Here is a 22,679-nt window from a genome sequence, read left to right as displayed (position 1 = left end):
CTTCTATGTCAATCCTCGCTTGTTTTAGAGATGGCGACGCAGCACAGGCCCGGACGCGCCGCCATGCGCACCGCCAGCTCCGGCGCGTCCCCGAACAGGCCCTCCAGCAGCGCCAGGTTCATCCCGCACACCAGCGGCGGGAACTCCTCGGCCAGCACGTGGAACGGGCAGTTGCGCATCCGCAGCACCGGGCCGCCGTCGTCGTCGAGGTAGGGCTCGTAGCCGCGCCGCTCCAGCAGCGCCCGCGCGGCGTCCAGGTCCGCGCACGGACCGGACGGGTCCCGCGCCGCCTCGCCCCGGCGCCGCGCCACCGCCTGCACCGCCGCGTCCAGCCGCGCGTCCTCGGCGGCCTCCGCCAGCATCGACGCCGCCGCCCGGTAGTCGCGCGGCGGCAGCGACACGCCCCGCTCCCCCGCCGCCCGCCGGTACACCTTCGCGGGCCGTCCCGCGCCCGGCCCGGACCGGCCCGTCAGCCGCCGCGACGCCGTCTCCAGCAGGCCCGCCGCCGCCAGCCGGTCCAGATGGAACGCCGCGAGCGTCCGCGCCACGCCCGCCGCCTCGGCCGCCTCGTTGCGCCCCACCTCGCGGCCCTGCGCGGCCACGTACTCGTACAGGCGCCGCCGCACCGGGTCCTGCAGCAGGCCGACCGCCTCGATGTCCTCCACGCGGCCCAGTCTAGGAAGCCCGGTGCCGGTCAGTACGCGCCGAGGACGTCCACCACGAACACCAGCGTGTCCGACGGCTTGAGCTGCAGCCGCGTCCGCCACGCCGCCTTGCCCAGCGCCGGGGGCACCACCACCAGCAGGCGGCTGCCCACCCGGCTGCCGACCAGCGCCCGGTCCAGGCCCGCGACGAGCTGCTGCCGGCCCGCGACCGCCCAGTGCACCTCGCCGTCCTGCCACGACGAGCCCAGCACCCGGCCGTCCCGCCAGTTCATCATCTGGTACTGCATCGCCACGAGCTGCCCGGACGCCACGACCGCGCCGCCGCCGTCCACCAGCGTCTGCGTCACCGGGCCCTTCGGCGGCGCCGTCTGCGGCATCAGCACCGACGCGGCCTGGCCCGGCGTGACCGGGCCGACCTTCGGGAGCTTCGGGTCGTCCAGCGTCTGCTGCCGTCCCGGGACCACCGCGTTCTTCCCGAACGAGGCCCGCACGTCCAGCACGTACACCAGCGTGTCGCCCGCGCTCACCCCGTGCGCCGGATCGCCGTCCGCCCCGTAGGCGTCCGCCGGCGGCACCCGCGCCACCACCCGCTCACCCGGCCGCGCGCCCTCCAGCGCCCGGTCCAGGCCCTTCACCAGCTTTCCCGTCTGGAACGCCGCCGGGACGCCCGCCTTGTAGGTGTCGTCCAGCAGCCGCGTCTTCGCGCCGTTCCACCGGTAGCTCACATAGTCCGCCACGACCAGGTCGCCGCGCCGCACCGGCGCGCCCTTGCCGTCGTGCAGCGTCTTCTCGGCGTACCCCGCGTCCGGCTTCCCGCCCTTCGGGAACGACACCGAAGGCTCCGCGCCCGCCTTGCCCTTCACCTCGACCTGGACGTCACCGCCGCCTCCGCATCCTCCGGCGAGCAGCCCGACCGCCAGCGCGACCGCCACCGACCCTGCGGCGGGCGACCGGAACGAACGCGGCACGAGGGAGCGACGGCGCATGCGGGTCCTTCGGGGTGGTGAGCGCGAACTGCGCGCTCACCCTACCCCTCCGGTGACAAACCGGCCGCCGCGGGGCGGCCGAAAATGATCACATCCCGGCGATCAGCTTGTCCACCCGCTCGTCCACGGAACGGAACGGGTCCTTGCACAGCACCGTCCGCTGCGCCTGGTCGTTCAGCTTCAGATGCACCCAGTCCACCGTGAAGTCGCGCCGCTTCTCCTGCGCCTTGCGGATGAACTCGCCGCGCAGCCGCGCCCGCGTCGTCTGCGGCGGCACCGACTTGGCCTCGAACACGTCCAGGTCCCGCGTGACGCGCTCCACCGCGCCCCGCTTCTCCAGCAGGTAGTACAGCCCGCGGTCCCGGTGGACGTCGTGGTACGCCAGGTCGAGCTGCGCCACCCGCGGCGACGACAGCGGCAGGTCGTACTTGCGGCGGTACTGCTCGATCAGCCGGTACTTCGTCACCCAGTCGATCTCCCGGCCCACCAGGTCCAGGTCGCCGGTCTCCACCGCGCGCAGCGTCCGCTCCCACAGGTCCAGCACCCGCTTGGCGGTCACGTCCCCGCCGCGCCGGTCCACGAAGTCCTTCGCCTTGCCGAAGTACTCCTTCTGGATCTCCAGCGAACTCGCCTCGCGGCCGTTGGCCAGCCGCACCTTCCGGCGGCCCGTCATGTCATGGCTGACCTCCCGGATCGCCCGGATCGGGTTCTCCAGCGTCAGGTCCCGCATGACGACGCCCGCCTCGATCATCCGCAGCACCAGGTCGGTCGCCCCGACCTTCAGCAGCATCGTGGTCTCGCTCATGTTCGAGTCGCCCACGATCACGTGCAGCCGCCGGAACCGCTCGGCGTCGGCGTGCGGCTCGTCCCGCGTGTTGATGATCGGACGCGAGCGCGTCGTCGCAGACGACACGCCCTCCCAGATGTGCTCCGCCCGCTGCGACACGCAGTACACCGCGCCGCGCGGCGTCTGCAGCACCTTGCCCGCGCCGCAGATGATCTGGCGGGTCACCAGGTACGGGATCAGCACGTCGGCCAGCCGGCCGAACTCCCCGTGCCGCCCCACCAGGTAGTTCTCGTGACAGCCGTAGGAGTTCCCGGCCGAGTCGGTGTTGTTCTTGAACAGGTAGATGTCCCCGGCGATGCCCTCCTCGCGCAACCGCCGTTCCGCGTCGACGAGCAGGCCCTCCAGGATCCGCTCGCCGGCCTTGTCGTGCGTCACCAGGTCCACGACGCTGTCGCACTCCGGCGTCGCGTACTCGGGGTGGCTGCCCACGTCGAGGTACAACCGGGCGCCGTTGCGCAGGAACACGTTGCTGGAACGGCCCCACGACACCACCCTGCGGAACAGGTAGCGGGCCACCTCGTCGGGTGACAACCGCCGCTGCCCGCGGAAGGTGCAGGTGACGCCGTACTCGTTCTCAAGCCCGAAGATGCGCCTGTCCACCCCTTGAGCCTATGCGCCCGGACGCCGACTTGGCAGTCTCCGGACCGCCCTGTTTCTCACCCCCGACCCGGTCCTTTACGTTGTAGATCACGATCACGGGCGCGAAAAACCCGCCGCAACCTCACCACAAAGGTTGCGACGGGTTCACACCCGGACGAAACGCCCGGATCAGGCGTCGGCCGCGCCCAGCAGCTCCTCGATCCGCGCCGCCGGCAACCGCTTGAACAGCCGATGCTCCCGATTACGGTCCAGCACCGCCACCTCCAGCGACTCCGCCGCCAGCCGCCGCTCCGAATCCTGCGCCTCCAACGCCCGCACCGCCGTCCGCAGCGCGTCCGCCAACGGCGCGCCCTCCTGATACCGATCCTTCAGCGACTGGGCCACCGCCTCCGCCTGACCCCCCATCGCCACATAACCGTGCTCGTCCGCCACCGAACCGTCGAACGTCAACCGGTAGATCTGATCCGTCCCCGAATCCTCACCGACCTCCGCGACCACCAACTCCACCTCGTACGGCTTGTTGGTCTCCGTGAAAATCGTCCCCAGCGACTGCGCGTACACGTTCGCCAGACCCCGCGCCGTCACGTCCCGCCGGTCGTACTGATACCCGTTCACATCCGCGTACCGGACACCGCCCAGCCGCAGATTCTCGAACTCGTTGTACTTCCCGACCGCCGCGAACGCGATCCTGTCGTAAATCTCACTGATCTTGTGCAGCGCACGCGACGGATTGTCCGCGACGAACAGGATCCCGTCCGCGTACTGCAGCACCACCACACTGCGGCCACGCGCGATCCCCTTCCGCGCGTAATCCGCCTTGTCCTTCATCTGCTGCTCGGGCGACACGTAGAACGGCATGGACACGGAACTGGATCCCTTCTATCGCAGCGGGGCGGTCGGCCCGCCCGGCGCGTCGTAACGTTCCTCGACGACGGCCCGCGCCACCGCGCCGACCTCGTCCTCACCGAGCCGGCGATACCCGTCCGCCGTCACCACCGCGACCACCGGGAAGATCCCCCGCGCCAGATCCGGACCACCCGTCGCCGAATCGTCGTCCGCCGCGTCGTACAGACCCTGCACGCACACCAGCGCCGCGTCCTCCGCCGACAGATCCGCGCGGAACAGCTTCTTCACCGAACCCCGCGCGAACACCGAACCCGAACCGATCGCGTGATAATCCCGCTCCTCGTAACGACCGCCCGCCGGATCATAAGAGAAGATCCGGCCCTGATCCCGCACCTCGTCGTACCCCGCGAACAACGGCACCACCGCGAGACCCTGCATCGCCATCGCCAGGTTCCCGCGCACCATCGACGCCAGCCGGTTCGCCTTCCCCTCCACCGACAGCGTCCGGCCCTCACGCTTCTCGTAATGCTCCAGCTCCACCTGGAACAACCGGACCAGCTCCATGCCCAGCCCCGCCGTCCCGGCCACCGCGATCGCCGAGAACTCGTCCGCGCGGAACACCTTCTCCACGTCACGCTGCGCGATCATGTTCCCGGCCGTCGCCCGCCGGTCCCCCGCCATCACGACCCCGCCCGGGAACGTCACCGCGACGATCGTCGTCCCGTGCGGAATCTCGTCCCCCGCCGTCACCCCCTCCGGCAACGGCCGGGCGCCCGGCAGCAGATCCGGCGCGTACGCGCCCAGGAACTCCGAGAACGACGACGTGCCCGGGCTCGCGAACAGCCCCGCCGACCGTGCGGTGTGCGCATCGTGAGACGCCACGCGACTCCTTCCCTCCACCAACGCGCCGCCGCCCTTCCGGACGGACCGACGCAGACCTTATGACCCTACTGTTCAACCACGCCCCATCGCATGCCGGACGATCACCTCCGCGATCAGCCGAGCGCGAACCCGCCGCCCACCCCACCCGACACACGCTCACTACCCCGCCGCACGCCCACCGCCACCTGCCCCGCCACCGACCCGCCCCGCTCGGTCACACCTCGACCGGATCCCCGATCCACGAATCCCGCACGCCCTCCTTGTCCCGCTCCCCCTTGCGGAACGCCGCGTCCGCCAGACGATGCGGCTCCCAACCGCCCTCCGGGACGCTCTCCGGATCCACATCCGGCTCCGTGAACGACAAGCGCGTCCCACCACGCCCGTCCGGCACCTCCTTGACCAGCAGGCCCAGCACATAGTCGATCGCGCGACGCAGCACCGCCGGATCGTCCCGCAACTGCCCCATCCCCGTGTTGCAGCCGCCGCACAGCATTCCGCGCACCGCGCCCGTCTCATGGCAGTGGTCGACGTGTTCGGCCGGACGGTCCACGCAGATCGCGCACCCGCCCTGCTGGATCGTCACCAGATCCTCGATGTCCGCCGCGTCGAGTCCCCAGCGCACGCGCGGCTTCCCCCGGCTCGTGAGACCGGCTCTCGCCACGGCCTCCGCCGTGCGGCGTTCGAAAGACCCCGGGTAGGTCTCCTCGCGCCAGGCGCGCAGCGCGGACGACGAGATGCGGGAAGTGCCGAGTTCGAGCCGGAGCAGACGCACGTACCACGTTCGTTCTTCGAGGTAGTCCGCCGCCTCGTAGAGCCGTCGGGGATTGTCGTCGAACTGGCCGAGCCCGCCATTGCAGGGGAAGCACAGGATGTGCCGGACCACGCCGGTGTAATGATCATGGTCGACGTGCGCGGCGGGATCGCGAAGGCACAGCACACAGATTCCGCCCTGCCGAGCGGTCAGCTCGTCCACCTGCGCACCGGTGAGGCCGTAACGCGTTTTCAGGAGGTAACTCCGCTGCCCACCGTAGAGGCGCTGCTTCGCCTCGGACGAGACACGGTTGTGACACGAACGGCAGTAATTCGCCAGTCCCGTCGACCTCGCCCGGTTCTTCCCGAATTCCTCGATCTTCTTGGTCTGTTCGCACTGGGGGCAGTACTTCATGCCCTCAGGTACGTCGAGATGACGCCGGTAGGGCCTTGTCGACTTGCCCTCGGCCGCGCGCTTTCCTCGATAAGACGACGAGTTGCGGAGGCCGAAACACTCCCGACAGTAGAGCGAGAGACCGTCCGCGGACGCCTTGCGCTTCCAGAACTCCGTCGTCGGCTTGACCTCGCCGCAATCGCGGCACTTCTTCTCCTGCACCATCGCCACCCACCCACCCTCCGGGGAGACTGCCCGGCTCAGTAACTCATGCAATCCTGGTTTTTTCAAATCGAATGATTCGGACAAACCAGGATTTACTGGCCTCCTTTTTGTACGTACCCGCGTACGAATTCCTCTGCGTTCTCTTCGAGAACTTCGTCAATTTCGTCCAGAATTGCCTCGACGTCGTCGCTGAGCTTCTCCTGCCGCTCCTGGACGTCCTCGCCCGTCGTGGCCTGGGTCTCCTCGGTCTCCTCCGTGCGACGCGTGGTCTGCTTCTGACCGCCGGTGTCCTTCGTGGCCATGTCGATACCTCCGCTCTGCCGGTCCTCTCAGCCTATCTCCGATCACCGACGGCCAGCGGATGCCGTGATCCGCCGTACCGTCCGCGCGGGGCCGGGGGTCCTGGCTGGGTTATCGCCGTCCGGCGAACCTGTAAAACGGGCGAAGCGGTCACGAAAAGGGGGCGGAAACGCGAGCGCGCGCCGGGCCCGGCCGGAGCCGGGCGGCGCGCGCGTGGCGTGCGGTGGTGCGTCAGCCGTTCTGGCCGGTGAGGGTGGCGACGAGGTCGGCGGCGGTGCGGCACTGGTCGAGGAGCGCGCCGACGTGGTCCTTGGTGCCGCGCAGCGGTTCGAGGGTGGGGACGCGCTGGAGGGATTCGCGGCCGGGGACGTCGAAGATGACGGAGTCCCAGGAGGCGGCGGCGACGTTGTCGGCGTACTGGCGCAGGCAGCGTCCGCGGAAGTAGGCGCGGGTGTCCTCGGGCGGGTCCTCGACGGCGTCCTGGACCTGGCGCTCGGTGACGACGCGGTCGATGCGGTCGCGGGCGACGAGGCGGTTGTAGAGGCCCTTGTCGGCGCGGACGTCGGTGTACTGGAGGTCGACGAGCTGGAGGCGGGGGTGGGACCAGTCGAGGCCGTCGCGGCTGCGGTAGCCCTCGAGGAGTTCGAGTTTGGCGACCCAGTCGAGTTCGCGGGAGAGCTGCATGGGGTCGTCGCCGAGGCGGTGCAGGACGGATTCCCAGCGGTCGAGGACGTCCTTGGTCATGTCGTCGACGTCGGCGCCGTAGCGGTCCTCGACGTATTTGCGTGACTGGTCGAGGTATTCGAGCTGGAGCTGGACGGCGGTCATCTTGCGGCCGTCGCGGAGCGTCAGGAGGTGTTTGCAGGACGGGTCGTGGGAGACGGCGCGCAGGGAGGCGACGGGCGCGTCGACGGTGAGGTCGGTGGTGAGGAAGGAGTCCTCGATCATGGCGAGGACGAGGGCGGTGGTGCCGAGCTTGAGGTAGGTGGAGACCTCGCTCATGTTGGCGTCGCCGATGATGACGTGGAGGCGCCGGTATTTGTCGGGGTCGGCGTGGGGTTCGTCGCGGGTGTTGATGATGGGGCGTTTGAGGGTGGTCTCCAGGCCGACTTCGACTTCGAAGAAGTCGGCGCGCTGGCTGATCTGGAAGCCTTCGCCGCGTCCGTCGACGCCGATGCCGACGCGGCCGGCGCCGGTGACGACCTGGCGGGAGACGAAGAAGGGGGTGAGGTGGCGGACGATGTCGGCGAAGGGCGTCTGCCGCCGCATGAGGTAGTTCTCGTGGCAGCCGTAGGAGGCGCCTTTGTTGTCGGTGTTGTTCTTGTAGAGCTGGATGGGGTTGGTGCCGGGGATGAGGGCGGCGCGGGCGGCGGCGTCGGCCATGACGCGTTCGCCTGCCTTGTCCCAGATGACGGCGTCGAGGGGGTTGGTGCACTCGGGCGCGGAGTACTCCGGGTGGGCGTGGTCGACGTAGAGGCGCGCGCCGTTGGTGAGGATGACGTTGGCGAGGCCGAGGTCCTCGTCGGTGAGCTGGGTGGGGTCGGCGACCTCGCGGGCGAGGTCGAAGCCGCGGGCGTCGCGGAGGGGGTTCTCCTCCTCGAAGTCCCAGCGGGCCCGTCTGGCCCGTGCGGCGGACGCCGCGAGGTAGGCGTTGACGACCTGCGACGAGGTGACCATCGCGTTGGCCCCTGGCTGACCGGGCACGGAGACGCCGTACTCGGTTTCGATGCCCATGACGCGCCGAACACTCATATGGTCGAGCCTATCGGGAGGGCGGGGGCGGGGCCACGGGGCGGGGTCCGGGGCGTCCGCGTGGCGGGGCCGACGTGCCGCGGCGCGGCGGCCGGCCGGTGGGGCGGGCCGCCGCGCCGCGGCGTGGTCGGTGCGGGGGTCAGAGGTACTGGCCGGTGTTGGCGACGGTGTCGATGGAGCGTCCGGCCTCGGCTCCCTTGGTGCCGGAGACGAGGGTGCGGATGTAGACGATCCGTTCGCCCTTCTTGCCGGAGATCCGGGCCCAGTCGTCGGGGTTGGTGGTGTTGGGGAGGTCTTCGTTCTCGCTGAACTCGTCGACGCAGGCGGCGAGGAGGTGCTGGACGCGCATGCCCTTCTGGCCGGTTTCGAGGAACTGCTTGATGGCCATCTTCTTGGCGCGGTCGACGATGTTCTGGATCATGGCGCCGGAGTTGAAGTCCTTGAAGAAGAGGACTTCCTTGTCGCCGTTGGCGTAGGTGACCTCGAGGAAGCGGTTCTCTTCGCTCTCGGTGTACATGCGCTCGACGACGCGCTGGATCATGGCGTCGATGGTGGCGGTGGGGTTGCCGTCGTGTTCGCCGAGGTCGTCGGCGTGCAGCGGGAGGCCGGGGACGATGTACTTGGAGAAGATGTCCTTGGCGGCCTCGGCGTCGGGGCGTTCGATCTTGATCTTGACGTCGAGGCGGCCGGGGCGCAGGATCGCGGGATCGATCATGTCCTCGCGGTTGGAGGCGCCGATGACGATGACGTTCTCCAGGCCTTCGACGCCGTCGATCTCGCTGAGGAGCTGCGGGACGATGGTGTTCTCGACGTCGGAGGAGACGCCGGATCCGCGGGTGCGGAAGATGGAGTCCATCTCGTCGAAGAAGACGATGACGGGGGTTCCGGCGGACGCCTTCTCGCGGGCGCGCTGGAACACGAGCCGGATGTGGCGTTCTGTCTCGCCGACGTACTTGTTGAGGAGTTCGGGCCCCTTGATGTTGAGGAAGAAGCTCTTGCCCTCCTGGCCGGTCTGTTCGGCGACCTTCTTGGCGAGGGAGTTGGCGACGGCCTTGGCGATGAGCGTCTTGCCGCAGCCGGGGGGCCCGTAGAGCAGGACGCCCTTGGGGGGCCGGAGCTTGTGCTCGCGGAAGAGGTCGGCGTGCAGGTAGGGCAGTTCGACGGCGTCGCGGATCAGTTCGATCTGGGAGCCGAGCCCGCCGATCTCCTCGTAGGAGATGTCGGGCACCTCTTCGAGGACGAGTTCTTCGACCTCGGCCTTGTGGATCTTCTCGTAGGCGTATCCGGACCGGGAGTCGAGCATGAGCGAGTCGCCGGCGCGGAGCGGGACTCCGCGCAGCGGCTCGGCGAGCTTGATGATGCGCTCCTCGTCGGCGTGCGCGATGACGAGCGCGCGTTCGCCGTCGTCGAGGAGCTCCTTGAGCATGACGACCTCGCCCTGCTGCTCGAAGGCGAGGGCTTCCACGACGTTGAGGGCCTCGTTGAGCATGACCTCCTGGCCGCGCTTGAGGTCCTCGACGTCGACGGACGGGCTGACGTTCACGCGGAGCTTGCGGCCTCCGGTGAAGATGTCGACCGTTCCATCGTCCCTTGCTTCGAGGAAGACGCCGTAGCCGGACGGCGGTTGCGCCAGCCGGTCGACCTCCTCCTTGAGCGCGACGATCTGCTCGCGTGCTTCCTTCAGGGTCGACACGAGACGTTCGTTCTGACCCGTGGCGGCGGCCAGGTTGGCCTGTGCCTCATGGAGACGTTCCTCTAGAACCCGTACTTGGCGCGGGGATTCCGCGAGCTTGCGGCGCAGTACGGAGATCTCCTCCTCCAGGAAGGAAACCTGTGTGCGGAGGTCCTTGACCTCCTTGTCCTGCGCGCTGCGCGCCCCAGCATCATCACGAGCGGCCACGCCCCGTCACCTCCTCACGAAGAGAGCCGACGACCTATTGAGACCCTACCTATCTGGAGCGGTTCCGTAACCTGCCCTTTCGGTTGTCGTGTCGTGGGGGGCGTGTCGGGGCGGGTGCGGCTGCGGGGGCGCGGGGGCGCGGTGTTTGCGTCGTGGGGCAGGTGGGACGGTGGTTCTTGTCGGCGGCGCGGCCCGGTGGCGGCAGGATTTGCCGACATCATCGGGTATGTCCGCCCAGAGCGAAGCGGCGGCGGACGGCCGGAGAGAGCCGCGCCGACCGGGGCGGAGGGAAAGTTCCCGGGCGTGGCGCGGCCCCCGAATGTGATCTAGGACTCGTCGGGCGTGTCGGCGGCGGGCGCGGCGTCGGCGGTGTCCGCGGCGGCGTCCGGGGTGTAGGCGCCCTTGGCGGGACGGCGGCGGCGCTGCGGCGGGGTGACGCCGTCGGCGAGGCGGCGCGCGGTGACGAGGAAGCCGGTGTGGCCGACCATGCGGTGGTCGGGGCGGACGGCGAGGCCCTCGACGTGCCAGGAGCGCAGCAGCGTCTCGAAGGCGTAGGGCTCGGCGAACGCGCCGTGGGAGCGCAGGTCCTCCACCACGCGGGACATCTGGGTGGTGGTGGCGATGTAGGCGCAGACCATGCCGCCGGGGACGAGGGCCTTGGCGACGGCGTCGACGCACTCCCAGGGGGCGAGCATGTCGAGGACGACGCGGTCGACCTCGGTCTCGGCGAGGGCGTCCTCCAGGGACCCGACGGTGAGCCGCCAGGACGGGTGGGGGCCGCCGAAGAAGCGCTCGACGTTGGCGCGGGCGACGTCGGCGAAGTCGGGGCGGCGCTCGTAGGAGGAGACGAGGCCGTGCTCGCCGACGGCGCGCAGCAGGAAGCAGGTGAGGGCGCCCGACCCGGCGCCGGCCTCGACGACGCGGGCGCCGGGGAAGATGTCGGCCTGCGCGACGATCTGGGCGGCGTCCTTGGGGTAGACGACGGCGGCGCCGCGCGGCATGCGGACGGCGTAGTCGCTGAGCAGGGGCCGGAAGGCGAGGTATTCGACGGCGCCGGTGGAGCGGAAGACGCTGCCTTCGGGGCTGCCGATGATGGTGTCGTGCGGGATGGATCCCTTGTGGGAGTGGTAGAGCTTCCCTGGCTGCAGGGTGATGGTGTTGATGCGTCCCTTGGGGTCGGTGAGCTGAACCTGGTCGCCGGGGCGGAACGGTCCGTGCGGGATGCGGCCGGTCGCGGCGGCGGGGACGGGCGGGGTGGAGGGTTCGCTCATGGGCGTCAAGGCTAGCGGCCGTGCGGGCCTGCTCAGGCGCCCGCTGAAGGCGCGGGTCAGGCGCCGCTGAAGGCGCGGTCGACGTCGGCGGTGGCGAGGACGCCGTAGACGCCGCCGCCGGGTTCGAGGAGGAGGTATTCGGACGCGGGGGCGTTGCGGAGGGCGTCGACGAGGTCCTCGCCGGTGAGGTCGGCGGGGAGGGTGAGGCCGGGTTCGATGCCGCGCGACAGGTCGCCGGTGCTGACCCAGGGGCGGCGGTGTTCGGGCGTGGCGGTGACGGCCTTCTCGCTGACGAGGCCGCGGGGGCGTCCGTCGTGGTCGACGACGACGATGGCGCCGGCGTGCTCGGCCTGGGCGCGGCGGACGGCCTCGGCGAGGGGCAGGTCGGCGGTGACGAGGGTGGCGCGGCGGGCGAGGGCGCGGGCGCTGAGGCGGGGGATGCGCTCGCGGATGCGTTCGGCGCGCAGGGTCTGGGTGGCGCCGACCCAGATGAAGGAGGCGACGAGCGCGGACCACAGGAGGGTGAGCCAGCCGATGCCGCCGTCCTCGGTGGAGCGGGTGCTGAGGTAGGCGCCGGCGAGGAGGCAGAGGACGGCGACGCCGCGGCCGATCTGGGCGGCGGCGACGGCGCCGCTGCGGCTGCGTCCGGTGGCCTTCCAGACGGCGGCGCGGACGAGCCTGCCGCCGTCCAGGGGCAGGCCGGGCAGGAGGTTGAAGACGCCGACGAGGAGGTTGGCGAAGGCGAGGGCGTCGAGCAGGAGGAGCCCGACGGGCGGGAGCGGGACGAACGCGCGGGCGGCGAAGCCGAGCCCGGCGAGGACGAGGTTGACCAGCGGCCCGGCGAGGGCGATGAGGAATTCGCCGCCGGGGCCGTCGGCCTCGCGGCCGATGGAGGTCTCGCCGCCGAGGATGTGGAGGGTGACCGAGCGGACGGGCAGGCCGAGGGCGCGGGCGGTGACGGCGTGGCTGAGTTCGTGGACGAACACCGATCCGTAGAGCAGGACGGCGTAGGCGAACGCGACGGCGAAGCTGCCGGGGCGGCCGACGACGTCGTGGACCTGGCTCTCGAAGAGGACCGTGACGATGATCGCGACGACGAACCAGCTCGGCGAGACGAAGACGGGGACGCCGAACGGCCGTCCGATGGGCAGGCCGTTGCCGCGCGGGCCGGGGTCTCCGGCGGGCGGTGCTCCCTGCGGCGAGGGCGGGCTGTCGGTCACGGTCCGATGCTACGGCCCCGGCCCGCGCCGTCCGGCCGGGCGCCCGCCGCTGATGTCCAAGCGTTGTCCACAGCGGCGATTCCCGGCGCGGTTTCGTCGGAGGGCTCCCCTACGCTCGTGGGCATGACGACGGAGGCGGATGCGGGCACGGACGCGGGGACGGGAGCGGTGGAGGTGGCGGGGTCGCTGTCGCCGTCGCGGGCCGGGGATTTCATGACGTGTCCGCTGCTGTACCGGTTCCGGGTGATCGACAAGCTGCCGGAGCGGCCGAGCCCGGCGGCGGTGCGCGGGACGCTGGTGCACGCGGTGCTGGAGCGCCTGTACGACCTGCCCCCGGACGGCCGGACGGTCGGGGCGGCGCTGGAGCTGCTGGGCCCCGAGTGGGAGCGGCTGCTGGCGAAGGAACCGGAGCTGGACGGCCTGTTCGCGGCGGACGCCGAAGGGGCGGCGGAGCGGGCGGAGTGGCTGGAGCAGGCGCGGCGGCAGGTGGAGCGGTACTTCACGCTGGAGGATCCCCGGCGGCTGGAGCCCGCCGAGCGGGAGCTGTACGTGGAGACGGTGCTGGAGTCGGGCCTGCGGCTGCGGGGCTTCATCGACCGGGTGGACGTCGCGCCGACCGGCGAGGTCCGGATCGTGGACTACAAGACGGGCACGGCGCCGCGCGCGGACTTCGAGGCGCGGGCGCTGTTCCAGATGAAGTTCTACGCGCTGGTGCTGTGGCGGCTGCGGGGGGCGGTGCCGCGGCTGCTGCAGCTGATGTACCTGGGGAACGGGGAGGTGCTGCGGTACGCGCCGGACGAGGCGGATCTGCGGGCGACCGAGCGGAAGGTGGAGGCGCTGTGGGACGCGATCCGGCGGGCGACCGACACCGGTGAGTGGCGTCCGCGCGCGAGCCGGCTGTGCGACTGGTGCGACCACCGGGAGCGGTGCCCGGAGTTCGGGGGGACGCCGCCGCCGCTGCCGGCCGTCCCGGCGCCGCGCGAGTCCCCGGCGGACGCGATGGCGGTGCGGGGCCGCGACGACCCGTGAGGCGCGTTCCGGGCGGCCCGCGGGGTGGACCCGGCGTCCTCCTTGGGGAGGATCGGGGATCCGCGTTCAGGATGGGTCGGGGGCCGTCGTGACCTCCTAGGGTGAGAAGCGTGTCACCCCGCATTCACGGTCTCCGCGCCTGCCGCGCCTGGTTCCGGGCGCGTCCGCCGGCGGCCGACGCGCTGCTCGGCGCCCTGCTGCTGGCCGTGGGCCTGCCGCAGGCGCTGCTGGAGCGTCCCCCGGACGACGGGGTGTGGGCGGCGCCGGACGCGCGGCAGGTCGCGCTGCTGGTGATCGCGTCGGCGGCGCTGGTGCTGCGGCGCCGGTTCCCGCTGGCGGTCCTGGTGATCGCGGTGGGGGCGATGGTGGCGCTGACGGCGGGCCGGTATCCGCCGACGGTCACGGAGGTCGCGGCGTTCCTGGTGGCGGTGTACGGGGTGGCGGCGCACCGGCCGCTGGCGCGGGCGGCGCTCGGCGGGGTCGTGGCCCTGGCGGCGGTGGTCGCGGTGCTGGCGGCGACGCCCGAGGACGTCGGGCTGATGGCGTTCCTGATGAACGGGCTGCTGGTGGCCGGGGCGTGGGTGCTCGGCCGGAACCTGCGGATGCGGCGGGTGTACTTCGCCGAGCTGGAGGACCGGGCGGCGCGGCTGGAGCGGGCGCGGGGCACCGACGCGCGGGCGGCGCGGATCGAGGAGCGCTCGCGCATCGCGCGGGAGCTGCACGACGTGGTGGCGCACCATGTGAGCGTGATGACGGTGCAGGCGGGCGCGGCGCGGCGCGTCATCGACCGCAACCCGGCGGGGGCGCGGGAGGCGATGTCGACGATCGAGGAGGTCGGCCGGACGGCGCTCAGCGAGATGCGGCGGATCGTCGGCGTGCTGCGGACCGAGCGGGACGAGGGCGGCGGCGGGGAGCTGGCGCCGCAGCCGGGCCTCGGCGACGTCGGGGAGCTGCTGGAGCACGTCAGGGAGACGGGCCTGGCGGTCCAGCTGTGGATCGAGGGCGAGGCGCGGACTCCGTCGCCGGGCGTGGACGTGGCGGCGTTCCGGCTGATCCAGGAGGCGCTGACGAACACGCTGAAGCACGCGGGCCCGGCGGCGCGGGCGTGGGTGCGGCTGTACTACGGCGAGCGGGACCTGACGGTCGAGATCGAGGACGACGGGCACGGCACGTCGACGATCAGCGCCGAGGACGCCGAGAGCCCCGGGCACGGCCTGGTCGGGATGTACGAGCGGGTGGCGCTGTTCGGCGGCGAGCTGCGGATCGGGCCGCGCGTCGGCGGCGGGTTCGGGGTGCGGGCGCGGTTCCCGCTGGAGGCGTAGCCGCGCGGCGGACCGGGTCGTGGCGCGGGACGGATAGGTTGGGCGGTGCGGCGACGGCGCCGCGGCCGGAGCGGAGGCGATGACGGTGAGCGAGGCGGCCGGGTGAACGCGGTACGGGTCCTGTTGGTGGACGACCAGCCGCTGTTGCGGACGGGCTTCAAGCTGATCCTGGAGGCCGAGCCGGATCTGGCGGTGGTCGGGGAGGCCGGGGACGGCGCGGCGGCGGTGGAGCTGACGCGGTCGCTGCTGCCGGACGTGGTGCTGATGGACATCCGGATGCCGGGCGTGGACGGCATCGAGGCGACGCGGCGGATCATCCGGGACGGCGCCGCGTCGCACGACCCGAAGGTGCTGATCCTCACGACGTTCGACCTGGACGAGTACGTGATCGAGGCGGTCCGGGCGGGCGCGAGCGGGTTCCTGCTGAAGGACTCCCCGCCCGAGGACCTGGTCGCGGCGATCCGGATCGTGGCCGACGGCGACGCGATCGTGGCGCCGTCGGTGACGCGGCGGCTGCTGGACAAGTTCGCGACGCGGCTGCCCGCCGTGCGGGACTCGGCTCCCCCGCCGGGCCTGGACACCCTGACCGAGCGCGAGCGCGAGGTCCTGACGCATGTGGCGCGCGGCCAGTCCAACGCGGAGATCGCGGCGGAACTCGTGGTGAGCGAGACGACCGTGAAGACGCATGTGGGGAACGTGCTGGCCAAGCTGGGCCTGCGGGACCGGGTGCAGGCCGTGGTGTACGCGTACGAGACGGGGCTGAGCCGCCCGGGCCAGGGCTGACCGGAGCCCCGCTCCGAGACCCGGCCGAGACCCCGCCGCGACCGGCCCGAGACCGTCCCGGAGGGGCCGGGTCGGGGAGGTCCCCCACAGGTCCGGTGGCGGTCTAGTCCCCGAGGACGATGAAGCGCCGGGATCTCCTGCCAGGGGTGGACCGGAGATTCCCTTCCCGAGGCTCATCCCCTGATTCGCCCGGACTCCTACTGTTCTGTGGTGAGCGGTGCGGTGCCCGCGGGCGCCGCTCCGCGAACGGGCAAGCGACTTTCCACCACGAACAGGGGACCAACCGTGACGAACTCCGCCCCATCGACCGCCGACGCGCATCCCGCGCCCGGGGCGGGTGACTTCGCCGCCTCGGCGCACCGGATCGCCAAGTCCTACGGGCGCGGGGACGCCCAGGTCGTCGCGCTCGACCACGTGACCGTCGGGATCCCCCGGGGCCGCTTCACCGCGATCATGGGCCCGTCGGGCTCGGGCAAGTCCACGCTGATGCACTGCATGGCGGGCCTGGACTCCGTCGACTCCGGCGAGGTCTTCATCGGCGGCACCGACCTCACCAAGCTGAAGGACAAGCAGCTCACCCGGCTGCGCCGCGACAAGATCGGGTTCATCTTCCAGGCGTTCAACCTAGTCCCCACGCTGACCGCGCTGGAGAACATCACGCTGCCGATGGGCATCGCCGGCCGCAAGCCCGACCAGGAGTGGCTGGACCGGGTCGTCGACACCGTCGGGCTGCGGCCCCGCCTCAAGCACCGTCCGTCGGAGCTGTCGGGCGGCCAGCAGCAGCGCGTGGCGTGCGCGCGGGCGCTGGCGTCCCGCCCGGAGATCATCTTCGCGGACGAGCCGACCGGGAACCTGGACTCGCGCTCGGGCGCGGAGGTGCTGGGGTTCCTGCGGTCCTCGGTGCGCGAGATGGGCCAGACGATCGTCATGGTCACCCACGACCCGTCCGCCGCCGCGTACGCCGACGAGGTCCTGTTCCTCACCGACGGCCGGATCGTCGACACGATGCGCGAGCCGACCGCCGACCGCGTCCTGGAGCGCATGAAGGGCTTCGACCTGCCGGGGGTCTCGGCCCGATGATGACCAAGGTCACGCTCCGCAACCTCATGGCGCACAAGGTGCGCCTGCTGCTGACGGGCGTCGCGGTCCTGCTCGGCGTGGCGTTCGTGGCGGGCACGCTGATGTTCACCGACACGATGAGCAAGCAGTTCGACGACCTGTTCAACAGCGTCGGCAAGAACGTCGCGGTGGACGTCCGGGCCAAGAAGGTCACCGGCGGGGACGAGGACGGGCAGAACGCCCAGCCGATCCCGGCGTCGCTGGTGGACAAGCTCAAGACCGTGCCCGGCGTGAAGTCCGCCGAGGGCCAGGTCAGCGGGTACGCGGCGGTCGTCGGCCGCGACGGCAAGCTGATCGGCGGGTCCGGCCCGCCGCAGCTCGGCGTCAACTGGACCGGCGACGACGGCGCGACGCGGCTGTCGTCGGGTCGCGCGCCGAACGGCCCGGGCGAGGTCCTGCTGGACGAGGACACGGCGAAGAAGGCGCACTACCGCGTCGGCGACACCGTCAAGATCATCGTCGCGGGTCCGCCGCAGTCGATGAAGGTCACCGGGCTCGTCCACACGGGGAACATGATGGGCGCGACCATCACCTCGTTCGACACCCCGACCGCGCAGCGGCTGCTGCTCAAGCCCGGTCAGTTCTCCGAGATCCAGCTCGGCACGACCGGCGTGAGCGAGCAGGTCCTGCGCGACCGCGTCGCCGCGCAGCTCCCCGGGAACCTGGAGGCCATCACGGGGACGAAGATGCGCGAGGAGAACAAGAGCGACGTCGAGGCGTTCCTCGGGTTCTTCCGGACGTTCCTGCTGGCGTTCGCGCTCATCGCGGTGTTCGTCGGCGCGTTCATCATCTTCAACACGTTCTCGATGCTCGTCGCGCAGCGCACCCGCGAGCTGGCCCTGCTGCGCGCGATCGGCGCGGCCCGGCCGCAGGTCACCCGCGCGGTGATCGGCGAGGCGATCGCCGTCGGGGTCGTCGGGTCGACGCTCGGGATCGCGGGCGGCGCGGGCCTGGCCACGCTGCTGCAGACGTTCAACGGCGGCGGGAGCCTGGTCCTCACCGCCAAGACGGTGATCGTCTCCTACCTCGTCGGGATCATCGTGACGGTCGTGTCGGCGTACTTCCCGGCGCGCCGCGCCGCGAAGATCCCGCCGGTCGCCGCGATGCGCGACGACGTGGCGCTCCCCCAGCGGTCGCTGCGGATCCGGCTGGCGCTCGGCTCGGTCCTCACGGTGCTCGGCGCCGTGCTGATCGGCACGGGCCTCGCGGGCGCCGCGAGCAGCGGGACGGCGAACGCGGTCCTGGTCGGCGCGGGCGCGTTCGGGGTGTTCATCGGCGTGACGATGCTCGCCCCGATGATCAGCATCCCGGTGGTCAAGGTGCTGGGCTGGCCGTTCGCGAAGGTCATGCGGGTGCCGGGACGGCTGGCGCAGCAGAACGCGCTGCGCAACCCGCGCCGCACCGCCTCGACCGCCGCCGCGCTGATGATCGGCCTCGCGCTGATCACGATGGTGAACGTGCTCGGCGCGTCGATCCGGGCGTCGGTGGGCTCCCAGATCGACGACCAGTTCGGCGCGGACTACACGGTCAGCACGGACGGCGGGGGCGGCGTGGACGACGCGACCGTCGGCGCGATCGCCAAGATCCCCGGCGTGCGCTCGGCCTCCCGCGCCTACACGGGCAACGCCGTGATCGCCGGCAAGAAGGTGGACTACACCGCCGGCGACATGCCCGCCCTCGGCAAGGCGGCGCGGCTCACGATGGTCTCGGGCTCCGACGACCCGGGCCGCGCGGGGATCCTGCTGGACAAGGAGCGCGCGAAGGCGCTCGGCGCGTCGGTCGGCGCGACCGTGCCGGTGACGTTCGCCGACGGCCGCACCGTCGCCCTGACGGTGAAGGGCGTCTACGACAAGAGCGACCTGCTCGGGTCCCGCGTCGTGTCGGAGAACGTCCACCTCGCCCACACCGCGCGGCCGATCGCCCAGGTCGTCGCCATCGACACCGGCGGCGCCGAGGCGCCCCGCGCGGCCATCGAGAACGTCACCAAGGCCAACCCCGCGCTCAAGGTGCAGGACCAGGCCGACCTGAAGGACCAGGTCAGTAAGCAGGTCGACGGGATCATCGGCTTCATCACGATCCTGCTGGTCCTCTCGGTGATCATCGCGGCGGTCGGGGTCGTCAACACGATCGCGCTGTCGGTGATCGAGCGGACCCGCGAGATCGGGCTGCTGCGCGCGATCGGGATGGGCCGCCGCCAGCTCCGCCGCATGATCCGCGCCGAGTCCATCGTGATCGCGGTGTTCGGCGCGGTGCTCGGGATGGCCATCGGCATCGCCTTCGGGGCCTCGCTCCAGCAGGCGCTCGCCGACGACGGCCTGAACATCCTGTCCATCCCCTACGGGACGCTCGTCACCTACCTGGTCGTCGCGGCGGTGATCGGCGTGCTGGCCGCGCTGTGGCCGGCGTGGCGGGCGGGCCGGATGGACGTCCTGCGGGCCATCTCCACCGAGTGACCCCCGGCGCCGCGTCTCCCCGCGCGGCGCCGGCCGGGACGGCGAGCGGCCCGCACGGAAGATTCCGTGCGGGCCGCTCTCGTGCGTGCCCCGTGCGCGCCGGGGATTAGGCGTCCCCGGACCCGGACGGGCCGGCCTCCGCCTTCGCCACCAGGTCGGTCGCGCTGACGGTGGTGTTCTCCGGGAAGTGGCACGCCACCTCGTGGCCCGGGCTGAGCGCCACCAGCGGCGGCTCCTGCTGCTTGCAGATGTCCTGCGCCTTCCAGCAGCGCGTGTGGAACCGGCACGCGGGCGGCGGGTCCAGGGGGCTCGGGACGTCCCCCTGGAGCCGGATCCGCTCGCGCCCCTCCCGCCGCGACGGGTCGGGCACCGGCACCGCCGACAGCAGCGCGTTCGTGTACGGGTGCATCGGCCGCTCGTACAGGTCGTTGCGATCCGCGACCTCGACGATCTTGCCGAGGTACATCACCGCGACGCGGTCGGAGATGTGCCGGACGACCGACAGGTCGTGCGCGATCACCACGTAGGTGAGGTCCAGCTCGTCCTGGAGGTCCTCCAGCAGGTTGACGACCTGGGCCTGCACCGACACGTCCAGCGCCGACACCGGCTCGTCGGCGATGATCAGCTTGGGCTTGAGGGCCAGCGTGCGGGCGATCCCGATGCGCTGCCGCTGCCCGCCGGAGAACTCGTGCGGGTACCGGTTGTAGTGCTCGGGGCTGAGGCCCACCAGCTCCAGGATCTCCTGGACGGCCTTCTTCACGCCGTGCTCGGTCTGGACGTTCTGCAGGTGGAACGGCGCCCCGACGATCGCGCCGACCGTCTTGCGCGGGTTCAGCGACGAGTACGGGTCCTGGAAGATCATCTGCAGGTCGCGGCGGTACGGGCGGAGCTGCCGCTGCGACAGCGCGGTGATGTCCCGCCCGTCGAAGGTGATCCGCCCGAACGACGGATCCAGCAACCGCATGATCATCCGTCCGGTGGTGGACTTCCCGCAGCCCGACTCCCCCACCAGGCCCAGCGTCTCGCCCCGGCGGACCGAGAACGACACCCCGTCCACGGCCTTCACCGCGGCGACCTGGCGGCGCAGCAGCCCGGCCGTCACGGGAAAGTGCTTGCCCAGGTCCTCGACCTGGAGCAGCGGCTCGCCGGACGGGGCCGGACGCTCGGCGGGCGCCGCGTCCGTCGTGGTCTCTGAAGTGCTCACTGTCTTCCCACTTGTGCTCGTCACAGCGTCGGCCGGATCTCGGACTCCCAGATCTCCCGCCGCCGGTCCAGCGGGAGATGGCACGCGGCGAGGTGCCCCGGCGCGGCCTCCGTCAGCTCGGGCCGCTCGGACTCGCTGCGTCCCCCGTTCAGCGTCGCGTAGGCGCAGCGGGGATGGAACGCGCACCCGTTCGGCACGTTGATAAGGCTGGGCGGTGAGCCCTTGATCGGGTTCAGCCGCTCCGACCGCGCCCGGTCCAGCCGCGGCATCGACCCGAGCAGGCCCCAGGTGTAGGGGTGCTGCGGGGCGTGGAAGACGTCGTCCACCGACGCCTGCTCCACGCACCGGCCCGCGTACATCACGAGGACGTCGTCGGCCAGCTCCGCCACGACGCCGAGGTCGTGGGTGATCATGATGATCGCGGAGTTGAACTCCTCCTGAAGGTCCCGGATCAGGTCGAGGATCTGCGCCTGGACGGTCACGTCGAGCGCCGTGGTCGGCTCGTCGGCGATCAGCAGCTCCGGGTCGCACGACAGCGCCATCGCGATCATCGCGCGCTGCCGCATGCCGCCGGAGAACTGGTGCGGGTAGTCGTCCACGCGCCGGTCGGGCTTCGGGATCCCGACCCGGCCGAGCATGTCGATGGCGTGCTTGCGCGCGACGCTCTTGGACACGTCGTTGTGGACGCGGTACGCCTCGACGATCTGCTTGCCGACCGTGTAGAAGGGGTGCATCGACGACAGCGGGTCCTGGAAGATCATCGCCATCTTCCGGCCGCGCTGACGGCGGACCTCGTCGGGCGACGCGCCGACCAGCTCCTTGCCGTCCAGCCAGATCTCGCCCGACACCTTCGCGTTGCGCCGGTTGTGCAGGCCGAGGATCCCGAGGCTCGTGACGCTCTTGCCCGAGCCGGACTCGCCGACGATGCCGAGCGTCCGGCCGCGTTCGAGGTCGAACGTCAGGCCGTCCACCGACCGGACGATCCCGTCGTCGGTCGGGAAGTGGATCTTCAGGTCGCGCACCGAGAGGAACGGCTCCCCCGTCATCAGCCCAGCCTCACTCTCGGGTCGATGGCCGCGTACAGGAGGTCCACGACCAGGTTGATCATGACGATGAAGAACGCCGCGAGCAGCGTCACGCCGAGCACCACGGGAAGGTCGCCGGTGCCGATGGAGCTGATCGCGAGCTGGCCGAGGCCCGGGATGCTGAAGGTGTTCTCGGTGAGCACCGCGCCGCCCAGCATCAGCCCGAGGTCGAGGCCGAAGATGGTGAGGATCGGCGTCAGCGTCGAGCGCAGGGCGTGCTTGGTGATGACGGTCCGCTCGGGCAGGCCCTTGGCTCGCGCCGTGCGGATGTAGTCCTCACCGAGCGTTTCCAGCATTCCGGCGCGGGTGAGCCGCGCGTACATCGCCGCGTAGAGGAACGCCAGCGTCACCCACGGCAGGACGAGCGACTGGAACCACGTCCCCGGATCCTGCGTGAAGGGCACGTAGCTGCCGCCGCCGGGGAAGATCCCGAGGCTGTAGGAGAAGATCGCCAGCGACACCAGGCCGGTGAAGTAGATGGGCAGGGACACGCCGCCGAGGGCGATGACCATCGCCGTCCGGTCCCAGATGCTGCCGCGTCTCAGCGCGGACAGCACGCCGATCGAGATGCCCGCGGCGAGCCAGATGATCGACGCGCCGATCGCGAGCGACAGCGTCGCGGGCGCGCGGTCCATGAGCTGCGGGAGCACCGGCTGGCTGGTGCGGAAGGAGTAGCCGAGGCAGGGCGCGGGGCAGTGGTCCACGACGGGACCCGCCTTGAAGTCCTGGCCGGCGACGATCCCCTTCAGGTACGTGCCGTACTGCACGATGACCGGCTTGTCCAGGCCGAGGCGCTCCTTGGTGTCCTGGATCGCCTGCGCGGTCGGCGCCTTGCCCACGTAGGCCGCCGCGAGCTGGTCCGTGGTCTGGCCCGCCAGCTTCGGGATCCAGAAGAAGATGCCGAAGGTCACGAGGCTGACCAGCAGCAGCATGAGCACGGCCCCGATCAGGCGCCGGATGATGTAAGCGAGCACATTGATCGGCTCCGCCCGCCGGCCGGCCCGAGATCTTCGGGACCGGCCGGCGGGCGCCGCCTTCACCTGCCT

General features: G+C 71.3%; 19 protein-coding genes. 5 read left to right on the top strand and 14 right to left on the bottom strand.

The genetic code is table 11. The features are described from left to right. Positions 1 to 8 precede the first annotated feature (8 nt). From GQ466_RS27575 to GQ466_RS27525, 11 genes are all read right to left on the bottom strand, one after another. Positions 9 to 665, bottom strand: a complete 657-nt coding sequence (locus GQ466_RS27575; RefSeq protein ID WP_161105966.1) for a helix-turn-helix domain-containing protein — start codon at positions 663 to 665, stop codon at positions 9 to 11. A gap of 29 nt (positions 666 to 694) precedes the next feature. After that, entirely contained in the window at positions 695 to 1,651 is a 957-nt protein-coding gene (locus GQ466_RS27570) for an FKBP-type peptidyl-prolyl cis-trans isomerase (protein WP_161105965.1), read from the bottom strand. A gap of 88 nt (positions 1,652 to 1,739) precedes the next feature. Then, positions 1,740 to 3,098 carry a Pup--protein ligase gene (gene pafA / locus GQ466_RS27565; RefSeq protein WP_103566641.1) on the bottom strand — a complete coding sequence of 453 codons (1,359 nt, stop codon included), beginning with the start codon at positions 3,096 to 3,098 and terminating at the stop codon, positions 1,740 to 1,742. Positions 3,099 to 3,266: 168 nt separating this feature from the next. Further along, positions 3,267 to 3,956, bottom strand: coding sequence for a proteasome subunit alpha (gene prcA, locus GQ466_RS27560; protein WP_161106017.1), 690 nt, complete (start codon positions 3,954 to 3,956; stop codon positions 3,267 to 3,269). Positions 3,957 to 3,977: 21 nt separating this feature from the next. Next, positions 3,978 to 4,826 (bottom strand): proteasome subunit beta, encoded by an 849-nt coding sequence (gene prcB, locus GQ466_RS27555; protein ID WP_337193649.1) that lies wholly within the window; start codon positions 4,824 to 4,826, stop codon positions 3,978 to 3,980. A gap of 214 nt (positions 4,827 to 5,040) precedes the next feature. Then, positions 5,041 to 6,195: an endonuclease VII domain-containing protein gene (locus GQ466_RS27550; RefSeq protein WP_237418445.1), complete on the bottom strand. Its 1,155-nt coding sequence runs from the start codon at positions 6,193 to 6,195 to the stop codon at positions 5,041 to 5,043. Between the two features lie 92 nt (positions 6,196 to 6,287). Beyond that, a complete protein-coding gene (locus tag GQ466_RS27545; RefSeq protein ID WP_161105964.1) occupies positions 6,288 to 6,497 on the bottom strand; it encodes a ubiquitin-like protein Pup in 210 nt (69 codons plus the stop codon). A gap of 229 nt (positions 6,498 to 6,726) precedes the next feature. After that, positions 6,727 to 8,247, bottom strand: coding sequence for a depupylase/deamidase Dop (gene dop, locus GQ466_RS27540; RefSeq protein ID WP_237418424.1), 1,521 nt, complete (start codon positions 8,245 to 8,247; stop codon positions 6,727 to 6,729). A gap of 139 nt (positions 8,248 to 8,386) precedes the next feature. Next, a complete protein-coding gene (gene arc, locus GQ466_RS27535) occupies positions 8,387 to 10,147 on the bottom strand; it encodes a proteasome ATPase (protein WP_161105963.1) in 1,761 nt (586 codons plus the stop codon). Positions 10,148 to 10,473: 326 nt separating this feature from the next. Continuing rightward, positions 10,474 to 11,418, bottom strand: a complete 945-nt coding sequence (locus GQ466_RS27530) for a tRNA (adenine-N1)-methyltransferase (RefSeq protein WP_161105962.1) — start codon at positions 11,416 to 11,418, stop codon at positions 10,474 to 10,476. A gap of 56 nt (positions 11,419 to 11,474) precedes the next feature. Continuing rightward, on the bottom strand, positions 11,475 to 12,638 hold the full coding sequence (locus tag GQ466_RS27525; protein WP_337193648.1) for a site-2 protease family protein: 1,164 nt from the start codon (positions 12,636 to 12,638) through the stop codon (positions 11,475 to 11,477). Positions 12,639 to 12,761: 123 nt separating this feature from the next. Here GQ466_RS27525 and GQ466_RS27520 point away from each other — a divergent pair, with 123 nt between their 5' ends. From GQ466_RS27520 to GQ466_RS27500, 5 genes are all read left to right on the top strand, one after another. Continuing rightward, entirely contained in the window at positions 12,762 to 13,667 is a 906-nt protein-coding gene (locus GQ466_RS27520) for a RecB family exonuclease (protein WP_161105961.1), read from the top strand. A gap of 110 nt (positions 13,668 to 13,777) precedes the next feature. After that, complete coding sequence (locus GQ466_RS27515; protein WP_161105960.1) at positions 13,778 to 14,989, top strand: histidine kinase; 1,212 nt, start codon at positions 13,778 to 13,780, stop codon at positions 14,987 to 14,989. A 102-nt stretch (positions 14,990 to 15,091) separates the two neighbouring features. After that, entirely contained in the window at positions 15,092 to 15,772 is a 681-nt protein-coding gene (locus GQ466_RS27510; protein ID WP_161105959.1) for a response regulator, read from the top strand. Between the two features lie 285 nt (positions 15,773 to 16,057). Beyond that, positions 16,058 to 16,852, top strand: a complete 795-nt coding sequence (locus GQ466_RS27505; RefSeq protein ID WP_161105958.1) for an ATP-binding cassette domain-containing protein — start codon at positions 16,058 to 16,060, stop codon at positions 16,850 to 16,852. Beyond that, positions 16,849 to 19,344 (top strand): ABC transporter permease, encoded by a 2,496-nt coding sequence (locus tag GQ466_RS27500; RefSeq protein ID WP_237418423.1) that lies wholly within the window; start codon positions 16,849 to 16,851, stop codon positions 19,342 to 19,344. The genes GQ466_RS27505 and GQ466_RS27500 overlap by 4 nt, the downstream gene beginning before the upstream one ends. Positions 19,345 to 19,450: 106 nt before the next feature. Here GQ466_RS27500 and GQ466_RS27495 read toward each other — a convergent pair whose 3' ends face one another. The 3 genes from GQ466_RS27495 to GQ466_RS27485 are packed head-to-tail and all read right to left on the bottom strand — an operon-like array spanning position 19,451 to position 22,607. Next, entirely contained in the window at positions 19,451 to 20,548 is a 1,098-nt protein-coding gene (locus GQ466_RS27495) for a dipeptide ABC transporter ATP-binding protein (RefSeq protein WP_161105957.1), read from the bottom strand. Between the two features lie 20 nt (positions 20,549 to 20,568). Continuing rightward, a complete protein-coding gene (locus GQ466_RS27490) occupies positions 20,569 to 21,594 on the bottom strand; it encodes an ABC transporter ATP-binding protein (RefSeq protein ID WP_161105956.1) in 1,026 nt (341 codons plus the stop codon). Continuing rightward, positions 21,594 to 22,607: an ABC transporter permease subunit gene (locus tag GQ466_RS27485; RefSeq protein ID WP_161105955.1), complete on the bottom strand. Its 1,014-nt coding sequence runs from the start codon at positions 22,605 to 22,607 to the stop codon at positions 21,594 to 21,596. The genes GQ466_RS27490 and GQ466_RS27485 overlap by 1 nt, the downstream gene beginning before the upstream one ends. Between the last annotated feature and the right edge of the window lie 72 nt (positions 22,608 to 22,679).

Source organism: Actinomadura rayongensis, from assembly GCF_009831215.1.
GTDB lineage: Bacteria > Actinomycetota > Actinomycetes > Streptosporangiales > Streptosporangiaceae > Spirillospora > Spirillospora rayongensis.
The sequence above is the reverse complement of the archived record's forward strand: the minus strand, read 5'-3'. Positions and strand labels throughout refer to the sequence as shown.

Coding starts and splice junctions, on each gene's coding strand:
- GQ466_RS27570 (WP_161105965.1), bottom strand. CDS start 1,651: ATGCGCCGTCGCTCCCTCGTGCCGCGTTCGTTCCGGTCGCCCGCCGCA.
- prcA (WP_161106017.1), bottom strand. CDS start 3,956: ATGCCGTTCTACGTGTCGCCCGAGCAGCAGATGAAGGACAAGGCGGAT.
- GQ466_RS27550 (WP_237418445.1), bottom strand. CDS start 6,195: ATGGTGCAGGAGAAGAAGTGCCGCGATTGCGGCGAGGTCAAGCCGACG.
- GQ466_RS27545 (WP_161105964.1), bottom strand. CDS start 6,497: ATGGCCACGAAGGACACCGGCGGTCAGAAGCAGACCACGCGTCGCACG.
- dop (WP_237418424.1), bottom strand. CDS start 8,247: ATGAGTGTTCGGCGCGTCATGGGCATCGAAACCGAGTACGGCGTCTCC.
- GQ466_RS27530 (WP_161105962.1), bottom strand. CDS start 11,418: ATGAGCGAACCCTCCACCCCGCCCGTCCCCGCCGCCGCGACCGGCCGC.
- GQ466_RS27520 (WP_161105961.1), top strand. CDS start 12,762: ATGACGACGGAGGCGGATGCGGGCACGGACGCGGGGACGGGAGCGGTG.
- GQ466_RS27500 (WP_237418423.1), top strand. CDS start 16,849: ATGATGACCAAGGTCACGCTCCGCAACCTCATGGCGCACAAGGTGCGC.
- GQ466_RS27490 (WP_161105956.1), bottom strand. CDS start 21,594: ATGACGGGGGAGCCGTTCCTCTCGGTGCGCGACCTGAAGATCCACTTC.